We start from the raw sequence: 25,316 nt of genomic DNA, 5'->3' as shown, positions 1-25,316 counted from the left end.
TGCGCGTGCCGGCCCGACGCTCTACGGTTCGGCCGTGGCTCTGGACATCGCGACCCTGGCGGACCGCCCGGACCTGGCACCGCTGCTCGACGAGGACTTCGAGGGGGCGTGGCCGCCGTTCATGCTCTGGGATCCGATGGGCCCGGTGTACTACGGCGTCGCCCACGACCTGTACCCCGAGTTCGTGTTCGCCGCCGTCGACCCCGCCGAGCCCGGCCGCGCCGTCGCCAAGGCGTACGCCGTGCCGCTGCGCTGGACGGAGCCGGAACTGCCCGACGGCGGCTGGGACCGGGTGATCCAGCGGGCCAGCATCAACCGCCTGGCCGGCGCCACCCCCAACATCGTCTCGGCGCTGGAGATCTGCATCCGCCCCGACCGGCGCGGCGCCGGTCTGTCCGCGCTGATGCTCGGCGCCATGCGGCAGACCGTGGCGAAACTGGGCTACGACACGCTGGTCGCGCCGGTGCGGCCCAACGGCAAGCACACCCGGCCCGACCTGCCGATGACCGAGTACGCGGCGCAGGTGCGGGAGGACGGCCTGCCGGTCGACCCGTGGCTGCGGGTGCACGTGCGCGCGGGCGGGCGCATCGAACGCGTCGCCCCCCGGTCGATGATGATCAGCGGGACTCTCGCCGACTGGCGCCGCTGGACCGGCCTGCCGTTCGACGCGAGCGGGCCGGTGCACGTGCCGGGCGCCCTGGTGCCCGTGCACTGCGACGTGGCCCACGACCACGCCGTCTACGTCGAGCCCAACGTCTGGGTCCGTCACCGGCTGTAGCGGCCCCGCACCCGGCGCCGGCCCCGTCGAGTAGCCGGTTCCGTTCGCACACCGGATCAGGACGGGCGTGCCTTGACGTCCGGGGAGGTCCGCTCCGCCATCCGCGCGGAGACCGCGATCACGAACACGAGGGGCACGATCAGCAGTGCCGGCGCCCAGGCGGGCAGGCTTACGGCAACGAGCGCACCGACGGCGGCGCCGGTCATCAGGGCCAGCAGGACGTGCGCCTTCGGCCGCAGACTGTGCCAGGGGCTTCGAGCGGCGACGCCGGCGATCAGGCTGGTGAGGGTGCCGGTCAGGTACGTGGAGGAAAGGCCCGGCACCCCGAACCGCTGAACGGCACTGCTCTGCACGCCCAGCGCCGCTGCCGACAGCATCAGGAGGGTGAGATCGACGTGCTCCGAGTGGTTGGGGAGGTTGACCTCCCAGACGACGAGGAACACGACGAACACCAGGAGTTCCAGGACGAGCGCTGCGGTGACCCGCCGTGGCCAGACCGGGTCGTCAGGCCGGGCCGAGCCGGCGAGACGCGCGCCCGCGAGGACACCGGCGATGAAGCTCACGATGGCGCTGCCTGAGGTCAGGGCGAGCTCGACTTCGCCGCGGCCCGCCGAGAGCCCGAGCAGGACCATGTTGCCCGTCATGACGCTGGCGAAGGCCCCACCGAGGGTGAGGAAGCCGAGGGCGTCGGCGCTGCCGGTCAGAAAGGTGAGCACGACGACGAGGGCGTGCCGCCGCCGCAGCAGATCCGGTCGCTCTCCCCGCACGGCTCTCGGGCGCTTGACGCGTGGCAGTGTTCTCAGCACTGTCAGCCATCCTCACAAGATTGTTCTTCGTATACACTTCGTCTGGACGGTTCACGGAGAGGCGATCAGGTTGACTGAAGACCTGCGGGACAAGATCGGCGCTCAACACCTGCCGCTACGCGATCAGGTCCTCGCCGCACTACGGACCGCCATCATCAACGGCGACTACCTCCCCGGTGAGCGGCTGACCGAGGACCGGTTGGCAGAAGACTTCGGCGTCTCCCGCAACCCCGTCCGGGAGGCGCTGCGCGTCGCGGAAGCGGAGGGCTTCGTCGTGATCCTGCCCCGCCGCGGGGCGGTCGTCGCCTCCCCGAGCAGCGGCACCATCGCGGACATGTTCGCGGTACGCGAGCGCCTGGAGGCGCTGGCCGCCCGGCTGGCGGCCGAGCGGGCGACGGCGGCGGATGTGGCCGCTCTGCGGGCACTGCTGGACCAGGGCCGCGAGGCGACGCAGCGGCAGGACCTGCGCCGGGTCGCCGAGCTGAACAGCGCCCTGCACCTGCGGATCCTCCAGATCAGCGGAAACCCCTGGCTGTCCTCGATCGCCAAGGCGCTCTACCTCCATGTGCAGTGGGTCTTCCGGCTGGGCGCCGCGGAACGGGCAACACACTCGTGGGCCGAGCACATTCAGCTGGTCGACGCGATCGAGTCCGGCGACGGTGACCGGGCCGAGCGGGCCGCACTCGCCCATCTCGACGCGGCGTCCGCGGCGGCCTTCGAGAACGCCGAGAGCGGGTATGGAGCCCTGCAGGGCTAGCGGCCGCAGGCGTAGCCCTGCATTCCGCGCGGGTTCGCTCCGGCCGCGAGCACACCCGTCACCGGGTCGCGGGTCACGGCGCAGAGCCGGCCGAGGCTCCACGGGTCGGACAGCCGCACCTCGTGCCCGTACGCACGCAGTGTCGCCAGCACCTCCGCGTCCAGGCGATCCTCCAGCACCAGGACGCCGGGCTCGCAGTCGCGCGGGTAGAACGACGCCGGCAGGCTGACGGTGTGCCACATGGGCGCGTCGATGGCCTCCTGCAGGGACTGGTCCCGCGCGAGATGGCGGAGCAGGAACTGCAGCTGCCACTGGTCCTGCTGGTCGCCGCCGGGTGTGCCGCACGCCAGGACGGGCTGCCCGTCGCGGTGCACCATGGTCGGGCTCAGTGTGGTGCGTGGTCGGCGTCCCGGGGCGAGCGACGAGGCGAGTCCTTCCTCCAGCCAGAACATCTGCAGGCGGCTGCCGAGGGGGAAGCCGAGTTCCGGAATGGTGGGAGAGCTCTGCAGCCACCCTCCGCTCGGGGTTGCGGAGATCATGTTGCCCCAGCGGTCAACCACGTCGACGTGACAGGTGTCGCCGCGGGTCACCCCGTCGGCCTTCACCGTCGGCTCCCCCGTCGTGGCGTCCGCCAGGTCGGCGCGACGTCCGGCGCCGTGCCGGACACGGCGTGGCAGTCGGGGTTCCGCCCCGTCGGGACGCCCCGGTCGCAACTCCGTCGACGCCTGTGGTCCGATCAGGGCCGCCCGCTGGCGCGCGTACTCCCGGGAGAGGAGTGTCTTGGCGGGCACGTCACCGTCGCCGTACCAGGCCTCGCGGTCGGCGAAGGCGAGCTTGAGCGCCTCGGTCTGGGCGTGGATGCCGGCGGCGGTCGACGGGTCGTACACCCGGGGGTCGTCGAGCGCGTCGAGGACGGACAGCGTCTCCAGCAACACCGGTCCCTGTCCCCAGAAGCCGGTCTTCGCCACCGAGTAGCCGCGCCAGTCGAGGGTGACCGGGTCCTCCCAGGTCGCGCGGTAGGCCGCCATGTCCGCGCCGGTGACGAGGCCGGCATGGGGACGCCCGCTGGAGTCCTGGAAGGGTTGCCGGCTGAACCGGTCGATCGCCTCGGCGACGAAACCCTCACCCCAGGCCCGACGCGCGGCGTCGATCTGTGCCGCCCGGTCGGATCCGGCCGCCCGTCCGGCGTCCACCAGTCGTCGCAGGGTCCGGGCGTAGGCCGGGTTGGCGAACATCACACCCGCCGCCGGCGGTCTGCCGTCGCGTAGCCAGAGCTGCGCGGAGGTGGGCCAGTGCTCCTCGAACAGCGACCGCACGGCGGCAACCGTGTCGCCGACCCTGCCGACCAGCGGGTGGCCCGCGCCGGCGTATCCGATCGCCGGCTCCAGCACGTCCTCGACAGGAAGCGTGCCGTGGTCCCGCAGCAGGAGGAGCCAGGCGTCCACGGCGCCGGGCACGGCCGCCGCGAGCGGACCGGATCCGGGGATGAGCTCCATGCCGAGGGACCGGAAGTGCGCGATGGTGGCGCCGCCCGGCGCCGGCCCCTGTCCACACAGCACCTTCGGGGCCGGGTCCTGGGCCGTCGCCACGATCGCGGGCACCTCGCCGCCGGGCCCGTTGAGGTGTGGCTCAACGACGTGCAGGACGAACCCGGCGGTGGCGGCCGCGTCGAAGGCGTTGCCACCCCGCTCGAGGATGCCCATGGCCGCCTGGCTGGCGAGCCAGTGTGTCGAGGAGACCATCCCGAAGGTTCCCTGCAGGGTCGGCCTGGTGGTGAACGTCATGACAACACCTCGTTCGGGTCGGCGGCCCGGACGTCGGGCCGGTTGCCGTCCGGCTGGACCAGGTGGCACGCGGCCATGCCGCCACCGATCGGTACCTGCGCCGGTACCGTCGTCGCGCACCTGTCGAACGCGAGCGGGCACCGGGTACGGAAGCGGCAGCCTGAGGGAGGATCCAGCGCGGAGGGCAGGTCGTCGCCGAGCAGGACCGGCTGACGCCGGCGTTGGCGAACCGGGTCGGCCACCGGTGCGGCCGACAGCAGCGCCTGGGTGTAGGGGTGGGCAGGTCGGGTGAAGATCTGCTCGCGCGAGCCCTTCTCGACGAGCTGGCCGAGGTACATGACGGCGATGTCGTCGGCCAGGTACTCCACGGCGGACAGGTCGTGGGTGATGAAGAGGCAGGCGAAACCGATGTCCCGCTGCAGGTCGGCGAGGAGGTTGAGCACCGACGCCTGCACGGACACGTCAAGTGCGCTCGTCGGTTCGTCCGCGATGAGCAGCATGGGCTCGGAGATCAGCGCCCGGGCGATGCTGACCCGCTGGCGTTGCCCCCCGGAGAGCTCATGGGGATATCGGCGGGCCACTTCGGCCCTGAGGCCCACCCTTCCCAGTTCCGTGGCGACTCGGGCCTCCCGGTCGCGCCGGGAGATCCGCTTGCCGGACAGCCGTAGCGGCTCGGCCACGATGTCGCCCACCAGCATGCGCGGGTCCAGCGAGCCGGCGGGGTCCTGGAAGACGATCGACACGGTGCTCCGGTGCGGGCGTAGCTGCCGCCGGGACAGGTGGGTGACATCCGCGCCGGCGATCCGGACCGCGCCCGCGGTGGGCTGCACGAGCCGGACCACGCACCGACCCACGGTCGACTTGCCGGAGCCGCTCTCCCCCACCAGCGCCGTGACCCGGCCCTTGGGGATGGTGAGGGACACGCCGTCGACGGCACGGACGGGCCCGAAGTGCATCACCAGGTCCTCGAGTTCGAGGGCGTTCGGCTGCGGCGTCATGCGGTCGTCTCCTCAGGCTGCGTCCGAGGCGTCGGGCAGGGGTGCCAACATGCCGCGAGGTGGGCGGCGAGCGCTGGTCGGACCACCTCCAGCGGCGGCGCGGCCGCCCGGCACAGTGCGTCGGCGGCCGGGCAGCGGTCCGCGAACGTGCACGCGTCGGGCTGGCTCGACAGGACGGGCACCAGGCCGGGTATCTCCTGCAGACGCTCGGTGCCGGCGTGCCTGCCCGGCGTCGGAGAAGCCGACAGGAGTCCGGCCGTGTACCGGTGGTGCGGGTGCGCGAACAGGGCGGTGACCGGCGCTCGCTCGACCACCCGCCCGGCGTACATGACGACGACGCGGTCCGCGATGTCGGCGATCACGCCGAGGTCGTGGGTGATGATGAGGATGGTCGTGCCCAGCCTGTCCCGCAGGTCCCGGAGCACCTGGAGGATGCCGGCCTGGACCGTGACGTCCAGGGCTGTGGTCGGCTCGTCGGCCACCAGCACCTGCGGCCCGCAGGCCACCGCCATCGCGATCATCACCCGCTGACGCATGCCCCCGGAGAGCTGATGCGGGTAGTTGTCGACCCGTTTCGCGGCGGACGGAATACCGACGAGCGACAGCAGCTCGACGGCCCGCGCCCGGGCGGCCCGGCGGGACATCCGCTCGTGGACCTGGAGCACCTCCCCGATCTGACGGCCGACCGTGAGCACCGGGTTCAACGACGTCATCGGTTCCTGGAAGATGTAGGCGATCTCCTTCCCGCGCACCCGACGCAGGACCGACTCACGGGTGCCGACCAGCTCGGTCCCGTTGAGCCGCACCGAGCCGGAGATGCGGGCGCTGTCGGGGAGCAGGCCCGCGATGCTCATCGCCGTGACACTCTTGCCACACCCCGATTCGCCCACCATTCCGACGGTCTCTCGGGAAGCGAGTTCCAGGTCCACCCGGTCGACGGCCGACACGGTTCCGCCCTCGGTGGTGAACGAGACCGAGAGATCGCGTACCTCCAGAACGGGTGCGCCGACCACGGCGGCGGCACCCGCCCGTTGGACCGTCGTCATCAGCGGTCTCCCTTCGGGTCGAGGGCGTCCCGAAGGGCATCGCCGAAGACGTTGAACGCCAGCGCCAGGCCCATGATCACGACGCCGGGAAGGACCGCTGCCCACGGGGCACGCGCGGCGAACTGCTGGGCGGTGGCCAGCATCGTTCCGAGGCTGGGGGCCGGGGGTTGAATGCCGAGGCCGAGGAACGAGAGCACCGCCTCGCCCAGGATCGCGGCCGGGATCGCGACCGTCGCCTGCACCAGGATCACCGACGTCGCGTTGGGCAGGATATGCCGGGCGAGCACCCACGGGTCGCTGGCGCCGTCCACGACCGCCGCGGCGACGAAGTCCAGTGACTTCAGCCGCAGGGTGTCCGAACGCACCACGCGGATCACCCCGGGGATCTGGGCGATCCCGATGGCCACCGCGGCGTTGCCGAGGCTGGCGCCCCGGATGGCCGCCAACCCCACCGCCATGATCAGGAACGGGAACGCGAGCAACAGGTCGGTGAAGCGTGAGATCACCGCGTCCCAGGCCCGGAAGTAGCCCGCGGCGAGCCCGAGCGGCACACCGATGACCAGCGAGGTGGCCACCGCCAGGAGCGCCACCTGAAGGGAGGCCCGCGCCCCGAGCATGATGCGGGACAGGACGTCACGACCCAGGTCGTCGGTCCCCAGGACGTGTCCCGGGGTGCCCGGGGGTGAGAAGGTGTGGGCAAAGTCGGTCTGCTCGACCGAGTAGGGGGCGATCCAGGGCGACAACACGGCGACGACGGCGGCGAGCGCGAGGACCACGAAGCTCACGACGGCTAGCGGGTTCCTCCGCAACCGCCGCAGCACCCGGGTACGCCGGGTGACGGTGGCGGGACCGGTCTCCGCCATCGGAACGGTGAGAACGCTCATGCCGGATCTCCCGTCACCCTGATCCGTGGGTCGATGACCGAGTAGAGCAGGTCCACCAGGAAATTGATCACGATGTAGGCCGTCGCGGTGAGCAGGACGACGGCCTGGATCACCGGGTAGTCCCGCTGGAAGACCGCGTCGATGGTCATCTTGCCGAAGCCGGGGAGCCCGAAGATCTGCTCGGTGACAACCGCCCCCGATATCAGGCCCCCGAGTTGGAGGCCGACGACCGTCACCACCACGATGAGGCTGTTCCGCAGCGCGTGCCGGGTGATGACGGCTCGTGGCCGAAGACCCTTTGCCTTCGCCGTACGCACGTAGTCGGAGGAGAGCGAGTCCAGCATCGCCGAGCGCGTCTGTCGCATGATGATGGCGGCGAGGCCCGTGCCGAGGATCACCGCCGGTAGGACGATGTGGTGCAGGTTGTCCACCGGGTCCTCAAGGAAGGGCACGAATCCCGAGGCCGGGAAGAGCCCCGTGGCCACGGAGAGGTAGAGGATCGCGAGCAGGCCGAGCCAGAAGTGCGGCACCGACAGGCCCACGAGTGCCAGTCCGTTGGCGAGCCACTCCGCGGGGTGCCCGCGGCGTACTGCCGCGAGCACCCCGGCGCCGACGCCCAGCGCCGCGGCGATGAGGATCGCCAGGACGGAGAGTTCGACGGTCACCGGCAGGGCGGTGGTGAGCATCGACGAGACCGGTATCCCGGTTCGGATCGACTCGCCGAAGTCGCCCTGCACGACGCGCTCCACGTACTGCGCGAACTGCAGTGGCAGCGGCTGGTCCAGCCCGTAGTGGTGACGGATGGCCGCCAGCGCCTCCGGGGACCGGTCCTCCCCCGCCAGGGCGAGGGCCGGGTCCCCGGGCAGCGCCCGCACGCCGAGGAACACCACGACCGTCGACAACAGCAGGGTCAGCGCGGACTGCCAGGCGCGCGTGATCAGATACCGGGCCACCGGAGACCTACTTGGTGAACCCGGCGAAGGCCGCGCGGATCACGCCGTCCGGGAAGACCTGCAGGCCCTGGATCTTCCTGGAGACGGCGGTCAGGTTCCGCTGCCGGTAGAGATAGATCAGCGCGTCGTCCTGCTGGAGGATCGCCACCGCCTGCCCGTACAACTTCTTGCGCTCCTCGAGGTCGTTGGACTGGCGAGCCTGGGTCAGCACGGCGTCGAGCTGCGGGTTGCTGTAGCCGGAGACGTTCTGGCTCCCGCCGGTGCCGACGAAGTTCGTGATGTTGGCGTCCGGGTCGATCCGCCCGCTCCAGCCCAGTTGCAGCAGCTCGAAGTTGCCGCGGTCCTGCTCGTCGAGGAGGGAGGAGTACTCCACCGGGTTGATCTTGAGGTCGAATCCGCCGTCCTTCACCATGGCCTGGAGCGCCTGCGCCAGGCGAAGCGTGTCGGGCGTGTTCGACGCGAGCATCGTCACCGGGTACGGCGTCTGGACGCCCGCCTCGGCGAGCAGCTGCTTGGCCTTGGCCGGATCGTGGGGCGGGCAGGTCTGCGCCTCCGGCGACGAGAACGGGCTCGCGGGCGAGATCGGTGAGCAGGCGACGGCCGGGATTCCGTTGAAGACCGCCTGGACCAGCGCCTTCCGGTCGATCGCGTGCTCGAAGGCCTGTCGGACCTTGGCGCTCTGCGCGATCGGACGGTTGATGGGCCTGGGTGTGGTGCCGACGCCATCGACGTTGCCGATGTTGAAGGTGAGTCCCTGGTAGCCGAGCGACTGCGACTGCAGGACCGACACCGAGCTGTCCGCCTGCAACGCGGCGACGTCCTGGGTGGAGATGCTGTCGGCGACCTGGGCGTCGCCGGAGCGCAGGTTGGCCGCGCGGATGCTGGCGTCGCTGAGGATGCGCCACGAGATCGCGTCGAGGTGGACCTTCGCGGCATCGTAGAAGTTGGGGTCCTTGACGACGTCGATCGAGTTCTGCGGCACCCGCTTGGCGAACTTGAAGGGCCCGACGCAGACCGGCGCCGAGGCGAAGTCGTCGCCGAGAGTCTGCAGCGCCTTCGGGCTCATGATCATGCCGGCCCGGTCCGCCAACGCGCCGACCAGGGGCGCGAACGGCTGCTTCAGGCGGATGACGACGGTGTGCGCGTCAGGCGTGTCGACGGTCTCGATGGGACCGAGTTCGCTCTTGCGTGCCGACCGCGCGTTGGTCAGGTGCCGTTGCAGGGTCGCCTTCACGGCGGCGGCGTCGAACCGGGTACCGTCCGCGAAGCGCGCGTCCGGGCGTAGCGGAATGGTCACCGCCTTCCCGTCGCCGCTGGTCGTGGGAAGAGCGCTCGCCAACTGGGGTACGACCTGCGCCTGCTCGTCCACGTCGTAGAGCTTCTGGCACATCGCCTGGAAGACGTAGCGCGAGTAGAGGCTGCGCGACAGGGTCGGGTCCAGCGCGTCCGGCTCCGCGGAGAGGGCGATGACCAACTTACCGCCGTTCTTCACCGCGGCGGGGTCCGCCGGCGTGCCGAAGGAGTCCTGGCCGGCCGATTGGTTGTCGCCGGACTGGGCGCCGCCCCCGCTGTCCGACACCGGCGAGCAGGCTGCGACGGTGCAGGCAACAGCGACCGCCGCCACAGCGGCCCGGAGTGGACGGAGCCTTCGCGGGCTCGTTTCGCTGAAGGAGAGGTTCGTCATCGGGAGCTCCTCGAGTGGGCGATTCGGGGAGCGTATGTTGTATACGATGACCGACGCAAGACCTCCTTCGATGGCTGCTGAGCGGCGACCGGGGCCGTAGTCGCCGGGGCGCGGATCGGCGGGGCACGGGGGACGCCGTCACGAGCCGGCGTGCCGTCGGGCGCCGACGCCGCCGCCCCGCGCGACGCTCCTCGCCTACCCGCCGCCCGACACCTCGGCGGCGCGGCGGACGTCGCCGAGCAGGATCTCCATGTCGCGGCGGGTGGTGCGGTAGTTGAGCACGCAGCCGCGTAGCGCGAAGCGGCCGTTGACGGTCGCGTTCGACAGGTACGAGCTGCCCGCCTGTTGCAGCGACACCATGATCCGCTCGTTGAGGCGGTCGAGCTCCTCCTCGTCGGTTTCGGATCGGGCACCCGTCCGGGCCGACGGAGGCAGGTAGCGGAAGCAGAAGATGGAGAGCCCGACCGGGGCGAGCAGCTCGAAGTCGTCGCTGGCCTCGACGAGTTCCGCCAGGTAGCGGGCGCAGTCGAGGTTGCCCTCGATCGCGTCGCCGATCGCCCGGGAACCGGCGTGCGCCAGCAGCATCCAGACCTTGAGCGCCCGGAAGCGCCGGGAGAGCTCCGGGCCGTGGTCCCAGAACGCGAACGCCTCGGCGGGCTCGGTCTGGGTGACCCGGGTGTAGTCGGCGTCCAGGCGGAAGGCGGCGCGCGCCGCGTCGGGGTCGCGGTAGATGAGACAGCCGCAGTCGGCGGGCAGGTAGAGCCACTTGTGCGGGTCGAGGGCGATCGAATCGGCCTCCGCCAGGCCGTCGAAGAGCGGGCGGGCAGAGGGGGCCAGTCGGGCGAAGCCGCCGTAACACGCGTCGACGTGCAGCCACAGCCCGTACCGGCGCGCGACCGCCGCGATCTCCGGCAGCGGGTCGACCGCGCCGGTGACCACCGTGCCCGCGCTCGCCACCACGCAGAACGGTTCCGCACCCGCGGCCCGGTCCTGCTCGATGGCGCGGACGAGGGCGTCGGCATCCATCCGGAAGCGGGCGTCGACCGCGACCTCGCGGACGTTCGCGCGACCGATGCCGAGCAGCGCGGCAGCCTTGTGGATCGAGTGGTGGGCCTGGGTGGAGGTGTAGACGCGCAGCGGAGCGGGATGGGCGCTCGCGCCACGGGTGGCGACCGCGTCACCGCAGTGCCGGTGTCGGGCGGCGGCGAGCGCGGTGAGGTTGGCCATCGAACCGCCGCTGGTGAAGAGGCCGCCGGCGCTCGGGGCGTAGCCGAGCGCCTCGGTGATCCAGCCGATGGTGACGTGCTCCAGCTCGGTGGGAGCGGGCGCCGACCGCCACGCGGGCAGGTTCGCGTTCAGCGTCGAGGCCAGCAGGTCCGCCACCGACGCGACCGCCGTGCCCGGCGCCGAGACGTACCCGAAGAAGCGCGGGTGCCCGTTGTGCCGGCTGCCGGGCACGATCACGTCGCGGAAGACCGCGAGCAGGTCGGCGAAGTCGCGGCCCTCGACGGGCAGCGGCTCGGCGAGCAGTTCCTGCAGCGCGGCGGCGGTGGTGCGCGGCGCGATGGGCAGGTCGTGCAGTGAGTCGTGGTAGCCGGCGACCCACTCGACGGCCTGGCCGGCCATGTCGCGGATCGTCTCGGCCGAAGGGTCCAGCGCGGAGTCGACGCCGCGCCGGCCGGGTGGGGTCGAAGTCATGGCGGGGAGAGTAGTTCGGCCGGCCGACAGTCCGGCTCCGGTGGCCGGTCGAGGTCCGCGCCGAGCCGGCCACCGGCCGCGCGGACCCCGGAGCGGGACGGCGCCGCTGACCGGACGCCGACGGCTGCGGCCAGCCGGTCGCCGGCTGGCCGGCGCACGTATCCTCGGCGACCATGACAGCCGAACCCGCGCAGCCCGGGCCGGGACGCTCCGGCCACCCGTTGCTGCGCCACCGTGTCCGGGTCTTCGCCGAGGAGCGCGACTGGCAGCCGTTCCACACGCCGAAGAACCTGGCCATGGCGCTCGGCGGTGAGGTCGGTGAGCTGCTCGCCGAGTTCCAGTGGCTCACCCCGGAGCAGTCGGCCGAGGTGATGTCCGACCCGGTGGCCGGCGCCCGGGTCCGGGCCGAGATCGGTGACGTGACGATCTACCTGACCCGCCTCGCCGACGTGCTCGGCATCGACCTGGTCGAGGCCGCCCTGGCCAAGCTCGACGAGGCCGCCGTGCGCTACCCGGTCGAGCAGGCGAAGGGCTCCGCCGCCAAGCGGTGAGCCCGGTGCCGTGCGCCGAGCGGCGGCCCCGCGCGGGCAGCCGCCGAGGGTGCTACTGCCGGATGTCCAGGGCGCCGATCAGACCGTCGCGCAGCGTGAAACGGTGGCGCAGCCGGACCGGGCTGCCCGGGAAGGTGCCCGAGACGAGGGCGGTCACCACCACGTTGCCGCCGGCCTCCTCCGCCACGGCCTCCGGCTCGGCCGTGTGGTCGTACTCGGTCTTGGTCCGCTCGTACCAGGCCCGGATCGCCGCTGGGCCCTCGTGGGTCCGGTTCTCGTCGGCGACGATGGCGTTGTCGGTGAAGCACGCGACGAGCCCCCCGGGGTCGCGTCCGTTGCTGGCCCGGTAGTAACGGGAGATCACGTCAGGGACGGTGACTGTCACGGGTGCGCTCCTCCATGTCCCAGTCGTGGCCGTTCGCGCGTGCGCCCGCACTCGCGGTCCCGCCGCTCGTCCGCAGCCTATCGGCGGCCCGACCGGGGCAGCAGGCCTTTGGGCCGATTCGCCCGTTGCCCGCCGACCTGCCGCAACCGCATTGACACGCAGCGTCGTGCGGCTTCAACTGAAGGTGCCGAGCCCGACCACACCCGGGAGGGACCCATGGACTCCTCGCCCGTCACGCCGGCGCAGGACGCCCAGACGGTACGCCGGCTGCGCCTCGGCATCGGGGTGGTCGGAATGGCGCTGCCGTTCGTGCTGACCGTCGGCCACGCGCTGGTCACCGGCACGCTGACCCTGCTCAACTCGATCAGCGCCTTCTACTACACGGAGATGCGGGACGTCTTCGTCGGCAGTATGTGCGCGATCGGGGTCTTCCTCATCTCCTACCGCCAGCGCAAGGTCGACGACGTGCTCGGCACGATCGCCGGGGTGCTGGCGATCACGGTCGCGCTGTTTCCCGCCGCGACGCATGATCCGGGCGGCACGATCACGTCCGCCGACGTCACGGTCGGTCGGGTGCACCAGATCTCGGCCGCGGCGCTGTTCGTGATCCTCGCCGTCTTCTGCATCGTCCTGTTTCCCCGGGCCGACCCCCGCATCCGTGAGTCCCGAACCCGGGCCCGCAACGGCCTCTACCACGCCTGCGGCGCGATCATCCTCGCCGCCATCGCCCTCGCGGTGGCGAGCAACGCGCTTCCGGAGTCCACCCGGGACACGCTCAAGCCGTTGTTCTGGTGCGAGGCGGTCGCGGTGCTCGCCTTCGGGGTGGCGTGGTTCGCCAAGGGCGAGGCGATGTTCCGGCATTCGCGGGAGGCCGGCCGGCCGGAACGCGACGGCCCGGTCCGGGCCCCGGAGCCGGGCTCGTCGCCGAGCCCGACACCCACCGGCCCGTAGCGACGCCGCACCGGCCGGCGTCAGGCGCCGGCCGCGCCGACGCGCCCGCCGTCACTCGAAGCGGGACGGGTCGCCGGCGCCCCGGCGCAGGATCTCCGGCTCGGACTGCGACAGGTCGACCACGGTGGTCGGCTCCTTCCCGCAGTCGCCGGCGTCGATCACGGCGTCGAGGAGATGGTCGAGCCGTTCCTTGATCTCCCAGCCCTGGGTCATCGGCTCGTCCTCGCCGGGCAGGATCAGCGTGCTCGACAGCAGGGGCTCACCGAGTTCGGCCAGCAGCGCCTGGGCGACCGTGTGGTCCGGGACCCGCACCCCGACGGTGCGCTTCTTCGGGTGCAGCAGCCGCCGCGGCACCTCCCGGGTGGCCGGCAGGATGAAGGTGTAGCTGCCCGGGGTGGAGGCCTTCACCAGCCGGAAGACCGCGTTGCTGACCTTGACGAACTGGCCGAGTTGGGCGAAGTCCCGGCACACCAGGGTGAAGTGGTGCCGCTCGTCCAGGTGCCGGATCTCCCGGATCCGGTCCAGCCCGTCGCGGTTGCCGAGCTGACACCCCAACGCGTAGCAGGAGTCCGTCGGGTAGGCGACCAGCCCGCCGTCCCGGATCAGGTCGACGACCTGCCGCAGGGCCCGGGGCTGCGGGTTGTCCGGGTGCACGTCGTAGTACCTCGCCATCCACCGAGCCTAGGCGCTCCCCGACCACGCGGGCACCAGCGGGGCCGCGGCCGGGCCGACCCTCAGTACCGGCCACCGCGGCCGAACTGCGCGGCCACCCGGTCGTGCAGCGCGGTCAGCGCCGGGCTGACCGAGGCGGTGAGCGGCGTCGGGTCCGCCAACCGCCGCGCCGCCTCCGGCAGCCAGGCGAGGTCCGCGTCGAACCGGCCGCGGGCCGCGCGTACCTCGCCGGCCGGGTCGGCCGGGTCGAGGCGGCGGCCGCCGCGCATCACCGGGACGAGCAGCGGCTCGCGGTTGCCCGGCGGCGGTTCGTCGCGCAGCCCGACCACGTCGCCGGTGGCGCCGGTGGGATCGCGGAAGACCTGCTTGGGGCTGGGCAGGGTGGCCTTGCCCGGCGACAGCTTGAGCACCGGCCGGTCGCCGACGGCGACCAGCTTGTACGCGCTGTCCAGTGATGGCGCGTCGTAGGAGACGCCCATCCGGGTGCCGACGCCGTACGCGTCGATCGGCGCGCCGGTGGCGACGATCGCGGCGATGAGGTCCTCGTCGAGGCTGCCGCTGGCCACGATCTGCGCCCGGGTGAGCCCGGCGGCGTCGAGGATCGCGCGGGTCTGCCCGGCCAGCGCGGCCAGGTCGCCGGAGTCGAGCCGGACGCCGAGCGGCCCGGTCAGGCCGAGTTCGGCGATGACGTCGACGGCGGCCCGCACTCCGGCCGGGGTGTCGTAGGTGTCGACCAGGAAGATCGGGTTCGTGGGGAAGTCGGTGGCGAACGCCCGGAACGCGGCCCGCTCGTCGGGGAACGCCTCGACGTACGAGTGGGCCATCGTGCCGGAGGGCTTGAGTCCGTAGCGCTTGGCGGCCTCGACGTGGCTGGTCGCGGCGAAGCCGGCGATGGCCGACGCACGGGCCACCCCCGCACCGGCGTCGATCCCGTGCGTACGCCGGAACGCGAAGTCGATCAACTGGGCGCCGCCGGCGGCGAGCCGGCAGCGGGCGGCCTTGCTGGCGATCGTGGTCTGGAAGGTGATCAGGTTCAGCAGGCCGGTCTCGACCAGCTGCGCCTCGGCGAGCGGCGCGGTGACCTCCAGCAGCGGCTCGTCGGCGAAGACCACCCGCCCCTCCGGTACCGCCCAGACGTCGCCGGTGAACCGGATCCCGGCCAGCGCGGTCAGGGTCTGCTGGTCGAATCCGCCGACGTCGCGCAGGTAGTCGAGGTCGTCGTCGTCGAAGGCGAAGCCCTCCAGGAACGTCAGCGCCTCGGCCAGGCCGGCGGCCACCAGGAAGCCGCGCCGCGGGGGCAGGCGGCGGGCGAAGAGGCTGAACGTGGCGTGTTCGACCATGCCGCGGCGCAGGTAGCTGGCCGCCATCCGCAGCTCGTACAGGTCGGTCCGCAATCCGGTCATGCCACCTCCTCGACCACGCCACCACTGTGGTCGAGGAGGTGGCGGCACGTACGGCGAACCGGAGAACCTGGGGCCCGCCCGGGCGGGCCGGTCGCGCTCAGCGCTGGGCGGGACGCCGCTGCTCGACCTCGGATGCCGCGTCGTCGAGCAGGCTCGCGAGCCGGACCGGGTCGGCCAGGATGGTCACGTGACCGGTGCGGGGCAGCCGGATCAGGTGGCCGTCGCGGCACGCGTCGAGGAACGCGCGCTCGTCGCCGCGGAACGGGTCACGGTCGCCGTTGACCAGCCAGACCGGGCCGGGGTAGGCGGCCAGGGCGGCGAGGTGGTCCTGTCCGGTGAGCGCCGCGACGACCGCCGGCAGCGCCTCGCAGGAGAATCCGCCCGCGACCACGGAGTCCGCCGCCGGCCGGGGCAGGGCGCGGCGGAACGCGTACACGCTGAACCGGTTGGCCTGCTCGGGAAAGCGGGCGGCGAGGGCGGCGGCCGCGCGGTAGAGCCGGGCCAGCTGGGTCGACCGCGAGGTGCAGCCCATCGCGACCAGCCCCGCCACCCGGTCGGGGAAGCGGGCGGCGGCGGTGATGCCGACGTAGCCGCCGAGTGACAGGCCGGCGAGCAGCGCCCGCCCGCCGACGCGGTCGACGGCCGCGGCGACGGTCTCGGCCGCGGCCGCCAGGGTGAACGCCTCGCCGCGGCGGGTGCCGTGGCCGGGCAGGTCGACCGCGAGGGCCGGCCGGTCGAGTGCGGTGACGACCGGGTCCCACATGGTGCGGCTGACGCGGATGCCGTGGACGAGGACGACGGGCAGGGTCATGCGCTCTCCCCTCATTCGCAACGCAACGATGCGTTGCGTTGTAGTAGAACACAACGCATCGTTGCGTTGCTATCCTCTTCGGTGTGGCACCGCGCAGACAGCAGGAGATCTTCGAGAGCACCCTGACCCTCCTGGCCGAGAAGGGCTACGACCGCCTCACCATCGAGGCGGTGGCCGGGCGCGCCGGCGTGAACAAGACGACGATCTACCGGTGGTGGCCGTCGAAGCCCGCGCTGCTGGCCGACGCGCTCGTGGAGGCGCCGATGCTCGACCTGCCCACCCCGGACACCGGCAGCCTGCGGGGTGACCTGGAAGTGGTGGCGGGGGGCATCGTCGCGCTCCTCACCACGCCACCCGCGGCCGACGTGGCCGTGGCCGCGCTCGCCGCCTCCGCCCACCGGGCCGAGCTGGCGGCCAGCACGCAGCGGTTCTTCGCCGACCGGCTGACCCGGGAGCGCCCGATCTTCGAGCGGGCCGTCCGCCGTGGCGAGCTGGCCCCCGACGCGGACCCTATGACGATCATGGACGCGCTCGCCGGAGCGATCTGGTCCCGCGTGGTCTTCCGGGGGCGACCCGCCGACGACGCCTTCGTCCGCCAGACCGTCTCGATGGTCCTGCACGGCGTGACCGACTGACCCGGGCGGCCGTGCCACGGCAGCCACCTGCGCAGATCTGTCAGGTGGCGCAGCAAGAAGGCCGGCAACCGGGGTAAGCAGCCCCGCGCGGGATCCCGCGACACGAGACCGGTTGCCGGTAGGAGCTGCTTCACGTGCGACATGAGGAGTCGGAAGGGGGCGCCGGGGCTCCGCCACGCCGGAGAACCGTCGCGCTGCTCACCCTGGCCGCTGTGCCGCCGGCGGTGGAGGCCGCCGTGCTGGCCGTCTTCAACTTCTACTCCGCCCGGGGGCTGGCGCCCCAGGTCACCGCCGTCTGGCCGTACGACTCCTACCATGACCTGCGGTGGCTGCTGGTCTACCACGACTCCTGGTCGGCGTTCCTGCTCGGCCTGCTGGCCGTGACCCTGGTCCGCGGTCTGCTCTCGGCGGGGCTGACCGGCCTGGCATGGCCGGCGCACACCCCACGCCCGTCGTACCGCTGGCTGATCCGGCGCAACATCGAGGTGGCGGCCCTCGCCACGGTGATCATCTCGCCGTGGGCCGCCCTCGCCGTGGCGTACTCGGCGGTGGCGCTGTCGTGGTACCTGCTGGCGTCGGTGCTGCCCATGCTCGTGCTGGCGCCGTTCCTCGTGCGCGGCGGCGTCGTCGACAGATGGTGGCGCGGCCTGCCCTCGGCTGCCCTGTTCGGCTGGTCCCTGCTCACCTTCGTGGTCCTCACCGTGGCCGGCGCGCTCATCTCGGTCGTACCGCTGTGGTATGGCATCCCGGTCGCCGCCGCGGCCGGGGTGGCGAACGGCCTGCTCTGGCGGCGGACCGTCACCGCCGCGGCGCTGCCCCCACCGGTGCGCCTGCGCCGGGTGCCGGTGGCACCGCTGGCGATCGTCGTCATCATGGCCTCGGCGGTGTTCGCCGAGGCCGGGCTCGGGATCATGGCCGGCGGGCAGGGCGACTGGCGCGTTCCGGTGCTCTCGGAACGCCTGCCGGAGCAGGTCCCCTATGCCGTGATCGCCATCGCCGGGCACGACTCCAGCTACGACGGCCGGCCCGCGGTGGACCCCCGGGTGGAGCGGTTCTCCTACCGGGGGCTCGACGAACGAAAACGCCCGCTGCCGTACCAGCCGCTGGACACCCACCGATCGGTGGGCTCCAGCGCCGCGCTGCTCTCCGAGCACGTCGAGGCGCTGCGACAGCGGACCGGCCGTCCCGTGGCGCTGCTCGGCGAGAGCGAGGGCGCCATGGTGGCCCGGATGTACCTGGAACGGTGGCCGCAGTCGCCGGTGGAGGCGGTCGTCATGTTCAGCCCGCTGACCCGCCCTGGTCGGGTCTACTACCCACCGGAGGGTTACTCCGGCTGGGGCGTGGTCGCGGGGTGGGAACTGCGCCAGATCGCGCGGCTGTCCAACCTCGCGAAGGAAGTCGACAGCGACCCCGATGAGCCGTTCGTCCGGTCCGTGATCGCGGATGCGGCCTTCTTCCGCAACCGCACGCTCTGCCCGGTCGCCGGAGTGCGGATGATCGCCTTCCTGCCGACCGTCTCCGCCGTGGAGGCACCACCGGGCGAGTACTCCCGGATCCCCACCGTCGAGGTGCCCGGACTGCACGCGTTCCCGCTCGACCAGGAGTTGGTGCGGCGGGCGGTGACGGAGTTCCTCGCCAACGAGCCGGTCCAGCAGCCCCGGCCGGAGTACCGACTCATCCAGCAGTTGGGCGCGGCCTGGCAGGCGCCGCCCCTCGCCCTGTGGCTCAACCCGATCTGGACGGCCGGAATGGAGGCCGACCCGGCGTTCAGCGGTCGCATCTGCGAAGCCCGGTGACGCCGCGCCGGCCCGGCTCGGGGCGGGCGGCGACCGGGGGCTGCCGCGACTAGTGAGGCTTCGACAGATCGCCGAGGGCGACGGCGGGGTCGGCCAGCCGGTCGAGGTCGACCGGCTGCCGGGAGCGGATCAGGTCCTTGATCGGGTCGGTCACGTCCCAGACGTTGACGTTCATGCCCGCCAGCACCCGCCCCCGCGCGGTCCAGAACGCGACGAACTCTCCGGCGGCCAGGTCGCCCCGGACGACGACCCGGTCGTACGAGCCGGGCGGGGCGTGACCGGTGTACTCCATGCCCAGCTCGTACTGGTCGGTGTAGAAGTAGGGCAGCCGGTCGTAGCTGACCGGCCGGCCGAGCATGCCGCGGGCGGCGGCCGGCCCGGAGTGCAGCGCGTTGGCCCAGTGCTCGACCCGCACCCGGGAGTCCAGCAGCGGGTGCTGGGCGTTGGCCAGGTCGCCGGCGGCCCAGACGTGCGGGTCGCTGGTCCGCAGGGTGTGGTCGACGAGGACGCCGTCGTCGACGGCGAGGCCGGCCTGTTCGGCGAGGTCGGTGTCCGGCTGGACGCCGACCCCGACGACGACGAGGTCGGCGGGCAGGGCCGTGCCGTCGGCCAGCAGGACGCCGCTGACCCGGCCGGCACCCTCGAACTCCCGGACCTGGGCGCCGAAGCGGAAGCTCACCCCGTGGGCGCGGTGCAGGTCGGCGAAGACGGTGGCGAGCCGGTCGCCGAGGACCCGTTGCAGGGGCAGGTCGGCGACCTCCACGACGGTGACGCTGGCGCCCCGGGTACGCGCGGCGGCCGCCACCTCCAGGCCGATCCAACCGGCGCCGACGATGACCACGTCCGCCCCGTCGACGAGGGAGTCGGAGATCCGGTCGCTGTCGGCGAGGGTACGCAGCCGCAGCACGCCGTCGAGGTCCGCGCCGGGGACCGGCAGGCTCCTTGCCCGTGCCCCGGTCGCCAGCAGCAGCCGGTCGTACCGGAAGCACTCCCCGTCGGCCGTGGTGACCTGCCGGGACTGTCGGTCGAGGACGGTGGCCCGGGTGCCGGTCCGCAGGTCGACGTCGTGGGCCTGGTACCAGCCGGCGTCGTGCACGTAGACGCTGTCCCGCTCGCTGGTGCCCAGCAGCAGGCCCTTGGAGAGCGCCGGCCGCTCGTACGGGCGCTCGGCCTCCGCGCCGAGCAGGACGAGTTCGCCGTCGAACCCCTCCTCGCGCAGGGTCTGCGCGGCTCTGGCCCCGGCCAGGCCGGCCCCGACGATCACGAACGGGCGTTGCTCGGTCACGGTCTCTCCTAGTGGTCAGGCGCGGGCGCCAACTCCGGTGAGGGTGAAGAACTCGGCGCGGGAGCGCGAGTCGTCGCGCAGCGTGCCGAGCAGCGTGGAGGTGATGGTGGTGGCGCCGACCGCCTGCACCCCGCGCAGGGTCATGCACAGGTGCTCCGCCTCGACCACCACCCCGACGCCCTTCGGGCGCAGGTGGGCGGTGAGCCAGTCGCCGATCTGCTTGGTCAGCCGCTCCTGCACCTGCGGGCCGTGGGCGAAGAGTTCCACCACCCGGGCGAGCTTGGACAGCCCGAGGATCCGCTCGCCGGGCAGGTAGCCGACGTGGGCGACGCCGATGAACGGCAGGAAGTGGTGCTCGCACACCGAGCGGATCGGGATCGCCCGGGCGACGACAAGTTCGTCGTAGCCCTCGTCGTTGTCGAACGTGGTCAGCCGGAACTCGCGCGGGGTGAGCAGGTCGGCGTAGGCGCGGGCCATCCGGCCCGGCGTGTCGGCCAGCCCGTCGGCGTCGAGGTCCACCCCGAGCGCCGCCAGGAACGCGGCGGCGGCCTGCTCGGCGGCGGCCAGGTCCCGGGCGGGCCGGCGCCGCAGGACCTGCAGCGGGCCACCGGGCTCGTCCGCGGCGGCGGACGGACCGTCGGTCGTGGACGCTCGGCCCATCAGGTCCATGTCGACCACCCATCTGTTTTCACCAACCAGCGTTGTCGTTATTCATGCTGGACCCGGTGCGGCAGAATTTCAATAGCGGACGCTGGTGATAATCTCGTGACGTGCCGGACCGGTGGACAGCCGTGGCCGCGCTCGCCGACCCGTCCCGGCGGGCGCTGTACGACCACGTCCGTCACCAGGACCACCCGGTCACCCGCGAGGAGGCCGCCGACGCCACCGGGATCACCCGCGGCCTGGCCGCGTTCCACCTCGACAAGCTCGTCGACGCCGGCCTGCTGCGCGCCCGCTACCAGGCTCCGCCCGAGCAGCCCCGCGGCCGGGGCCGCAGCCCCAAGGTGTACGAGCCGGCCGGCGACGGTCTCGCGGTCACCATCCCGGAACGCCGCTACGAACTGATCGCCGAGATCCTCGCCGACGCGGTGGCCGAGGACCCGGGCCACGCCGACGACGCCGCGCACCGCCTGGCCGGGCGGCGCGGCCGCGAGATCGGCGCCGGCCTGGCCGCGGACGGGTGCGGGCTCCTGGCGGCACTGGACGGCCTCGGATTCGAGCCGCGGGCCGACGCACAGCGCCGGGTGCTGCTGCACAACTGCCCGTTCCACGCCCTGGCCACCCGGCACACCGCCCTGGTCTGCGGCCTGAACCACGCCTTCCTCACCGGGCTGCTCGACGGGCTCGGCGCCGCCGACGTCGAGGCCCGGCTGGCGCCCCGCCCGGGTGCCTGCTGCGTGGAGGTGAGTCCCCCGCGCTCGCGCCGGGGGTAACGGCGGCAGGACGCTCTCCGCGTGATCCGGCTCGCGTTCCAGGATCCGCATGTCGGCGTCGGCGAGGCGGCCCGGTCCCGCCAGGCGCGCAGATCCTCCCGCGGGCGACCGCGCTGGCTGTGACCACGACCAGGCCGCCGAGGACCAGCGCCACCACCGCGATCATCCGAGCCGGTCCCTCCGGTCGAGCCGCTCCCCCGTGAAGCCCGCTCGCGTCCCTTGTCGGATCAGGGTCACAGCGGTCACCGCGTAACCACGGGGCGTTATGAAGTCGAGGACCGTCACCCGACGCGATCTCTTTAGGAGGATCCGTGACCCGAAGACGCGCACTCGCCGCGCACGCGGCGATGCTGCTGATCACCAGCCTGACCGTGCTGGTGGCCCCCAGCCCGGCCGCCGCCGCCCCGTCCGTGGCGCAGAAGCCCGCCAAGCCGAAGCACGTCGGCGTGGTGGAGCCGGTGCGGGCCGGCGAGTCCAAGCCGGTGCGCTCCCTGGCCCGCGCCAGGGGCGGCAACAGGGCCACCGCGCTCACCATCGACACCATGGACGCCCAGCCGGACGTCGCCGGGAAGGCCGATCCGGTGATCCAGGCCGCCGACGCGCCGGTCAACGACGACCTGACGCCGACCAACACCCCGTTCGCCGGCCAGACCGGCGGCACTCCCCCGGACACCGTCGGGGACGTCGGCCCGGACCACTACGTGCAGATGGTCAACACGACCTTCCAGATCTGGAACAAGGACGGCACATCCCCCGCCAACGGCGGACCGTTCCCGATCAACTCACTGTGGACCTCCAACACCGTCAACGACAACGGCTGCGACACCCAGAACGCCGGCGATCCGATCGTGCTGTACGACCAGACCGTCGACCGGTGGATGCTCGCCCAGTTCACCAGCCCGAACACCGCACCGTTCGACATGTGCATCGCCTACTCCCAGACCCCGGACCCCACGGGGGCGTACTTCACCTACTCGTTCCGGTTGAGCGCCTCGCACGACTACGAGAAGTTCGGCGTCTGGTCCGACGGGCTGTACATGTCGACCTTCGAGGGCGGCACTCTCGGGGCGTACGCCTTCGACCGCTCGGCGATGGTCAGCGGCAGCCCCGCCACCTTCCAGTACTTCGGATCCGGCGCCGGCGCCCTCGGCCCCGGTGTGTCCTCCGCCGGCCGGGTGCGGCTGTTCCCCAGCGACTGGGACGGGGTCAACCCGCCGCTGGCCGGGGAGCCGAACCACTTCCTGCTGTCCCGCGACGCCGACAACGGCCAGGGCGGCGCGCAGGACGGCATCGACGTCTACGACTTCCACGTCGACTGGACCGACCCGGCCAACAGCACCTTCGGTCTCGCGACGACGCTGAACACCCAGCCGTTCGACATCAACGTCGGGTGCACCGACGTGGACGGCAACGGCGCCGCCCGCGACTGCATCGACCAGCCCGGCACGACGCAGCAGATCGATGCGCTGCCGGGCCGGCTGATGCACCGCGTGCAGTACCGCAACTTCGGCTCGCACCAGGCCATGGTGGCGGTGCAGTCCTCGGTCGACGCCGACGGCAACGACCGCGTCGGCACCCGCTGGTACGAACTGCGCAACAGCGGCGCCGGCTGGGCCATCCACCAGCAGGGCACCTACGCGCCGGGCACCGCGGACCGATGGATGGGCTCCGCCGCGATGGACAGCAAGGGCAACATCGCCCTCGGCTACAGCATCGTCGACGCCGCCAACAACGTCTTCCCGTCGATCGCCTACACCGGTCGACTCGCCGGCGCACCACTGGGCAGCATGCCCGAGCCGGAGCAGACCATGTTCAGCGGCACCACGTCGCAGACCAACGCCGACCGCTGGGGCGACTACAGCTCGATGAACGTCGACCCCGTCGACGACTGCACGTTCTGGTACACCCAGCAGCACGGCGGCGCCCGGCAGACCCGGATCGGCGCGTTCAAGTTCACCTCGTGCGACCAGACCGACCTGCGGATCAGCAAGAGCGACTCCCCCGACCCGGTGTACGCCGGGCAGCAGCTCACCTACACGGTCACCGTCAGCAACGACGGCCCGAACACGGCGTCCTCGGTCACCGTCACCGACACGCTGCCCGCCGGGGTGACCTTCCTGTCCAGCGCGCCGCCCTGCACCAGCGCGGCCGGCACCCTCACCTGCGCGCTGGGGCAGCTGCTCCCGGGCCAGTCGGTGCCGCTGGTCATCCAGGTCGGCATCCCGCCGGGCTTCCCGTCCGGGACGATCACGAACACCGCCACGGTGGCCGCGGCGAACCAGTTCGACCCGAATCCGGGCAACAACACCGCGACCGCGACCACCACGGTCAGCAGCCGCGCCGATCTCGCCGTCACCAAGATCTGCAAGCCGGACAAGCCGGCGTCCGCCGGCACCCCCGGTTACTGCGACATCCACGTCGACAACCTCGGCCCGTCCGACGCGACGTCCGTGGAGCTGACGGACGTGCTGACCTCGGCGACCCCGTTCGAGGTGGTGAGCGTGACCGTGACCCCGTCCGGGTCCTGCGCGCCCACCGGCACCGGCCCGGTCACCGGCGTCACGATCACCTGCGACCTGGGCACCGAACCGGCCGGCGGCCGGACCACCGTCCGGGTGACCGTGAGCGCGGACGACGTGGCGCAGATCAACGACGTGGCCACGGTCACCAGCGCGACCGAGGATCCGAACACCGCCAACAACCAGGCCACCGGCCGGGTGGAGTTCGTCGGGTCGGCCGACCTGAGCCTGGACAAGACCGGGCCGGCAGCCGTCACGGCGGGCACCCAGATGCAGTACGTCATCACGGTCACCAACGACGGCCCGTCCGTGGCCCGCGACGTGGTGGTCGCCGACACGCTGCCCGCCGGGGTCAGCTTCGTGTCCGTGACGCCGTCGGTCGGCACCTGCACCAACGGCCAGCCGACCGCCCGCGACGTCCGCTGCGGCCTGGGCAACCTGGCCAGCGGCGCGACGGCGACGATCACCATCGGCACGCTGGTCGCGGCCGACGTCGCGCCGGGCACGGTGCTGTTCAACGAGGCGATCGTGTCCAGCGCGACCGCCGACCCGGACAACGACGACGTGCGCGACAGCGTGTCGACGACGGTCAACGCCGCCGCCGACCTGTCGGTGACGAAGACCGACTCGCCCGACCCGGTCCTCGCCGGCGGAAAGATCACCTACACCATCACGGTCAGCAACGCCGGGCCGTCGACCGCGCAGAACGTCGTGGCGACCGACACCCTCCCGGCGGGCACGACCTACGTCAGCGGTGTCGACGGCAACGGCGCCACCGTCTGCACGCTGGTCCAGTCCGACCAGGTCGTGTGCGCACTCGGCGCACTGAACCCGGGGCAGAGCCGGGCGGTGTTCCTCACCGTGCTGGTGGCGCCGTCGGTGCCGACCGGAACGACGCTGACCAACTCGGTGACGGTGTCGGCGACGACACCGGACCCGAGCGCCGGCAACAACACGGCGACCCAGCAGACGACGGTCGGCACCTCCGCCGAACTGTGGCTCGACAAGACCGGCGAGCCACGCTCGGGCAACCCGTCCCCGACGATCGTGTGGACGCTGCGGGTGCACAACGACGCCGGTTGCGAGACCGACGCGCAGTCGACACCGACGCCGACGTGCGGGGCCGGCGGCCCGTCCGACGCGCAGAACGTCACCGTGACGGACAAGCTGCCCCTGGACCCGAAGAAGCTGGTCGTGCAGTACCTCTCGCCGCAGTGCAGCTACGTCAGGGCGACGCACACGGTGACCTGCACGGCGGCCACGGTGCCGGCGGGCGCCACGGCCACCTTCGTCATCGAGACGCAGGCGCAGGGCAGCGTCCGGACGATCCAGAACGCCGCGACGTTGACGAGTTCGACGCCGGACCCGGTGGCCGGCAACAACACCGACGACGTGACCCTCGTGGTGAAGGGAGGCACCGGCAGGTAGGGCCGTAGGCACCGGCCGGTGGGAGCATGCACCGAGGCGCGCTCCCACCGGCCACCGCC

22 protein-coding genes are annotated in these 25,316 nt (G+C 72.4%); 8 read left to right on the top strand and 14 right to left on the bottom strand.

Going from position 1 to position 25,316, the window contains the following annotated elements:
* Positions 1-34 precede the first annotated feature (34 nt).
* Positions 35-778, top strand: coding sequence for an N-acetyltransferase (locus AC1WTP_RS14460; RefSeq protein WP_481649759.1), 744 nt, complete (start codon positions 35-37; stop codon positions 776-778).
* A 56-nt stretch (positions 779-834) separates the two neighbouring features.
* On the opposite strand, the gene AC1WTP_RS14455 is transcribed toward AC1WTP_RS14460, so the two are convergent.
* Positions 835-1,584, bottom strand: a complete 750-nt coding sequence (locus AC1WTP_RS14455) for a YoaK family protein (RefSeq protein WP_481649758.1) — start codon at positions 1,582-1,584, stop codon at positions 835-837.
* A gap of 70 nt (positions 1,585-1,654) precedes the next feature.
* On the opposite strand from AC1WTP_RS14455, the gene AC1WTP_RS14450 reads away from it, so the two are divergent.
* Positions 1,655-2,341, top strand: a complete 687-nt coding sequence (locus AC1WTP_RS14450; protein ID WP_481649757.1) for a GntR family transcriptional regulator — start codon at positions 1,655-1,657, stop codon at positions 2,339-2,341.
* Here the strand turns inward: AC1WTP_RS14450 and AC1WTP_RS14445 are convergent.
* The 7 genes from AC1WTP_RS14445 to AC1WTP_RS14415 all read right to left on the bottom strand — a co-directional run bounded on the left by AC1WTP_RS14445 (position 2,338) and on the right by AC1WTP_RS14415 (position 11,388).
* Positions 2,338-4,125: a gamma-glutamyltransferase family protein gene (locus AC1WTP_RS14445; protein WP_481649756.1), complete on the bottom strand. Its 1,788-nt coding sequence runs from the start codon at positions 4,123-4,125 to the stop codon at positions 2,338-2,340. The genes AC1WTP_RS14450 and AC1WTP_RS14445 overlap by 4 nt on opposite strands.
* Positions 4,122-5,123 carry an ABC transporter ATP-binding protein gene (locus AC1WTP_RS14440; protein WP_481649755.1) on the bottom strand — a complete coding sequence of 334 codons (1,002 nt, stop codon included), beginning with the start codon at positions 5,121-5,123 and terminating at the stop codon, positions 4,122-4,124. The genes AC1WTP_RS14445 and AC1WTP_RS14440 overlap by 4 nt, the downstream gene beginning before the upstream one ends.
* Positions 5,120-6,169: an ABC transporter ATP-binding protein gene (locus AC1WTP_RS14435; RefSeq protein ID WP_481649754.1), complete on the bottom strand. Its 1,050-nt coding sequence runs from the start codon at positions 6,167-6,169 to the stop codon at positions 5,120-5,122. The genes AC1WTP_RS14440 and AC1WTP_RS14435 overlap by 4 nt, the downstream gene beginning before the upstream one ends.
* Positions 6,169-7,053 carry an ABC transporter permease gene (locus AC1WTP_RS14430; protein ID WP_481649753.1) on the bottom strand — a complete coding sequence of 295 codons (885 nt, stop codon included), beginning with the start codon at positions 7,051-7,053 and terminating at the stop codon, positions 6,169-6,171. Before AC1WTP_RS14430 ends, AC1WTP_RS14435 begins: the two co-directional genes overlap by 1 nt.
* Complete coding sequence (locus AC1WTP_RS14425; RefSeq protein WP_481649752.1) at positions 7,050-8,006, bottom strand: ABC transporter permease; 957 nt, start codon at positions 8,004-8,006, stop codon at positions 7,050-7,052. Before AC1WTP_RS14425 ends, AC1WTP_RS14430 begins: the two co-directional genes overlap by 4 nt.
* Positions 8,007-8,013: 7 nt before the next feature.
* Entirely contained in the window at positions 8,014-9,585 is a 1,572-nt protein-coding gene (locus AC1WTP_RS14420; protein WP_481649751.1) for an ABC transporter substrate-binding protein, read from the bottom strand.
* 300 nt (positions 9,586-9,885) lie between these two features.
* The gene (locus AC1WTP_RS14415) at positions 9,886-11,388 is read right to left on the bottom strand and encodes a pyridoxal phosphate-dependent decarboxylase family protein (protein ID WP_481649750.1); all 1,503 of its coding nucleotides are present in this window, start codon (positions 11,386-11,388) and stop codon (positions 9,886-9,888) included.
* A 173-nt stretch (positions 11,389-11,561) separates the two neighbouring features.
* On the opposite strand from AC1WTP_RS14415, the gene AC1WTP_RS14410 reads away from it, so the two are divergent.
* Positions 11,562-11,939, top strand: a complete 378-nt coding sequence (locus AC1WTP_RS14410; RefSeq protein ID WP_481649749.1) for a nucleotide pyrophosphohydrolase — start codon at positions 11,562-11,564, stop codon at positions 11,937-11,939.
* 52 nt (positions 11,940-11,991) lie between these two features.
* On the opposite strand, the gene AC1WTP_RS14405 is transcribed toward AC1WTP_RS14410, so the two are convergent.
* Positions 11,992-12,324: a nuclear transport factor 2 family protein gene (locus AC1WTP_RS14405; protein ID WP_481649748.1), complete on the bottom strand. Its 333-nt coding sequence runs from the start codon at positions 12,322-12,324 to the stop codon at positions 11,992-11,994.
* Positions 12,325-12,540: 216 nt separating this feature from the next.
* Here AC1WTP_RS14405 and AC1WTP_RS14400 point away from each other — a divergent pair, with 216 nt between their 5' ends.
* A complete protein-coding gene (locus AC1WTP_RS14400) occupies positions 12,541-13,275 on the top strand; it encodes a hypothetical protein (protein WP_481649747.1) in 735 nt (244 codons plus the stop codon).
* Between the two features lie 51 nt (positions 13,276-13,326).
* On the opposite strand, the gene AC1WTP_RS14395 is transcribed toward AC1WTP_RS14400, so the two are convergent.
* From AC1WTP_RS14395 to AC1WTP_RS14385, 3 genes are all read right to left on the bottom strand, one after another.
* Entirely contained in the window at positions 13,327-13,947 is a 621-nt protein-coding gene (locus AC1WTP_RS14395) for an L-threonylcarbamoyladenylate synthase (protein WP_481649746.1), read from the bottom strand.
* A 62-nt stretch (positions 13,948-14,009) separates the two neighbouring features.
* The gene (locus AC1WTP_RS14390; RefSeq protein WP_481649745.1) at positions 14,010-15,350 is read right to left on the bottom strand and encodes a nicotinate phosphoribosyltransferase; all 1,341 of its coding nucleotides are present in this window, start codon (positions 15,348-15,350) and stop codon (positions 14,010-14,012) included.
* A gap of 97 nt (positions 15,351-15,447) precedes the next feature.
* Complete coding sequence (locus AC1WTP_RS14385; RefSeq protein ID WP_481649744.1) at positions 15,448-16,161, bottom strand: alpha/beta fold hydrolase; 714 nt, start codon at positions 16,159-16,161, stop codon at positions 15,448-15,450.
* Between the two features lie 83 nt (positions 16,162-16,244).
* Between AC1WTP_RS14385 and AC1WTP_RS14380 the strand changes: the two genes are divergently transcribed.
* Positions 16,245-16,796 carry a TetR/AcrR family transcriptional regulator gene (locus AC1WTP_RS14380; RefSeq protein ID WP_481649743.1) on the top strand — a complete coding sequence of 184 codons (552 nt, stop codon included), beginning with the start codon at positions 16,245-16,247 and terminating at the stop codon, positions 16,794-16,796.
* Positions 16,797-16,930: 134 nt separating this feature from the next.
* The gene (locus AC1WTP_RS14375) at positions 16,931-18,592 is read left to right on the top strand and encodes a hypothetical protein (protein WP_481649742.1); all 1,662 of its coding nucleotides are present in this window, start codon (positions 16,931-16,933) and stop codon (positions 18,590-18,592) included.
* Positions 18,593-18,641: 49 nt separating this feature from the next.
* Here the strand turns inward: AC1WTP_RS14375 and AC1WTP_RS14370 are convergent, their stop codons facing one another.
* Together AC1WTP_RS14370 and folE are read right to left on the bottom strand one after the other, a co-directional pair.
* Positions 18,642-19,877, bottom strand: a complete 1,236-nt coding sequence (locus AC1WTP_RS14370) for an NAD(P)/FAD-dependent oxidoreductase (protein ID WP_481649741.1) — start codon at positions 19,875-19,877, stop codon at positions 18,642-18,644.
* Between the two features lie 15 nt (positions 19,878-19,892).
* The gene (gene folE / locus AC1WTP_RS14365) at positions 19,893-20,537 is read right to left on the bottom strand and encodes a GTP cyclohydrolase I FolE (RefSeq protein WP_481649785.1); all 645 of its coding nucleotides are present in this window, start codon (positions 20,535-20,537) and stop codon (positions 19,893-19,895) included.
* Positions 20,538-20,647: 110 nt separating this feature from the next.
* On the opposite strand from folE, the gene AC1WTP_RS14360 reads away from it, so the two are divergent.
* Together AC1WTP_RS14360 and AC1WTP_RS14355 are read left to right on the top strand one after the other, a co-directional pair.
* The gene (locus AC1WTP_RS14360) at positions 20,648-21,310 is read left to right on the top strand and encodes a helix-turn-helix transcriptional regulator (protein WP_481649740.1); all 663 of its coding nucleotides are present in this window, start codon (positions 20,648-20,650) and stop codon (positions 21,308-21,310) included.
* A gap of 311 nt (positions 21,311-21,621) precedes the next feature.
* Positions 21,622-25,257, top strand: a complete 3,636-nt coding sequence (locus AC1WTP_RS14355; RefSeq protein WP_481649739.1) for a COG1361 S-layer family protein — start codon at positions 21,622-21,624, stop codon at positions 25,255-25,257.
* The last annotated feature ends 59 nt before the right edge of the window (positions 25,258-25,316 follow it).

Source organism: Micromonospora sp. R311 (assembly GCF_056780015.1).
The sequence above is the reverse complement of the archived record's forward strand: the minus strand, read 5'-3'. Positions and strand labels throughout refer to the sequence as shown.

Coding starts and splice junctions, on each gene's coding strand:
- AC1WTP_RS14445 (WP_481649756.1), bottom strand. CDS start 4,125: ATGACGTTCACCACCAGGCCGACCCTGCAGGGAACCTTCGGGATGGTC.
- AC1WTP_RS14440 (WP_481649755.1), bottom strand. CDS start 5,123: ATGACGCCGCAGCCGAACGCCCTCGAACTCGAGGACCTGGTGATGCAC.
- AC1WTP_RS14435 (WP_481649754.1), bottom strand. CDS start 6,169: ATGACGACGGTCCAACGGGCGGGTGCCGCCGCCGTGGTCGGCGCACCC.
- AC1WTP_RS14430 (WP_481649753.1), bottom strand. CDS start 7,053: ATGAGCGTTCTCACCGTTCCGATGGCGGAGACCGGTCCCGCCACCGTC.
- AC1WTP_RS14415 (WP_481649750.1), bottom strand. CDS start 11,388: ATGACTTCGACCCCACCCGGCCGGCGCGGCGTCGACTCCGCGCTGGAC.
- AC1WTP_RS14410 (WP_481649749.1), top strand. CDS start 11,562: ATGACAGCCGAACCCGCGCAGCCCGGGCCGGGACGCTCCGGCCACCCG.
- AC1WTP_RS14400 (WP_481649747.1), top strand. CDS start 12,541: ATGGACTCCTCGCCCGTCACGCCGGCGCAGGACGCCCAGACGGTACGC.
- AC1WTP_RS14395 (WP_481649746.1), bottom strand. CDS start 13,947: ATGGCGAGGTACTACGACGTGCACCCGGACAACCCGCAGCCCCGGGCC.
- AC1WTP_RS14390 (WP_481649745.1), bottom strand. CDS start 15,350: ATGACCGGATTGCGGACCGACCTGTACGAGCTGCGGATGGCGGCCAGC.
- AC1WTP_RS14385 (WP_481649744.1), bottom strand. CDS start 16,161: ATGACCCTGCCCGTCGTCCTCGTCCACGGCATCCGCGTCAGCCGCACC.
- folE (WP_481649785.1), bottom strand. CDS start 20,537: ATGGGCCGAGCGTCCACGACCGACGGTCCGTCCGCCGCCGCGGACGAG.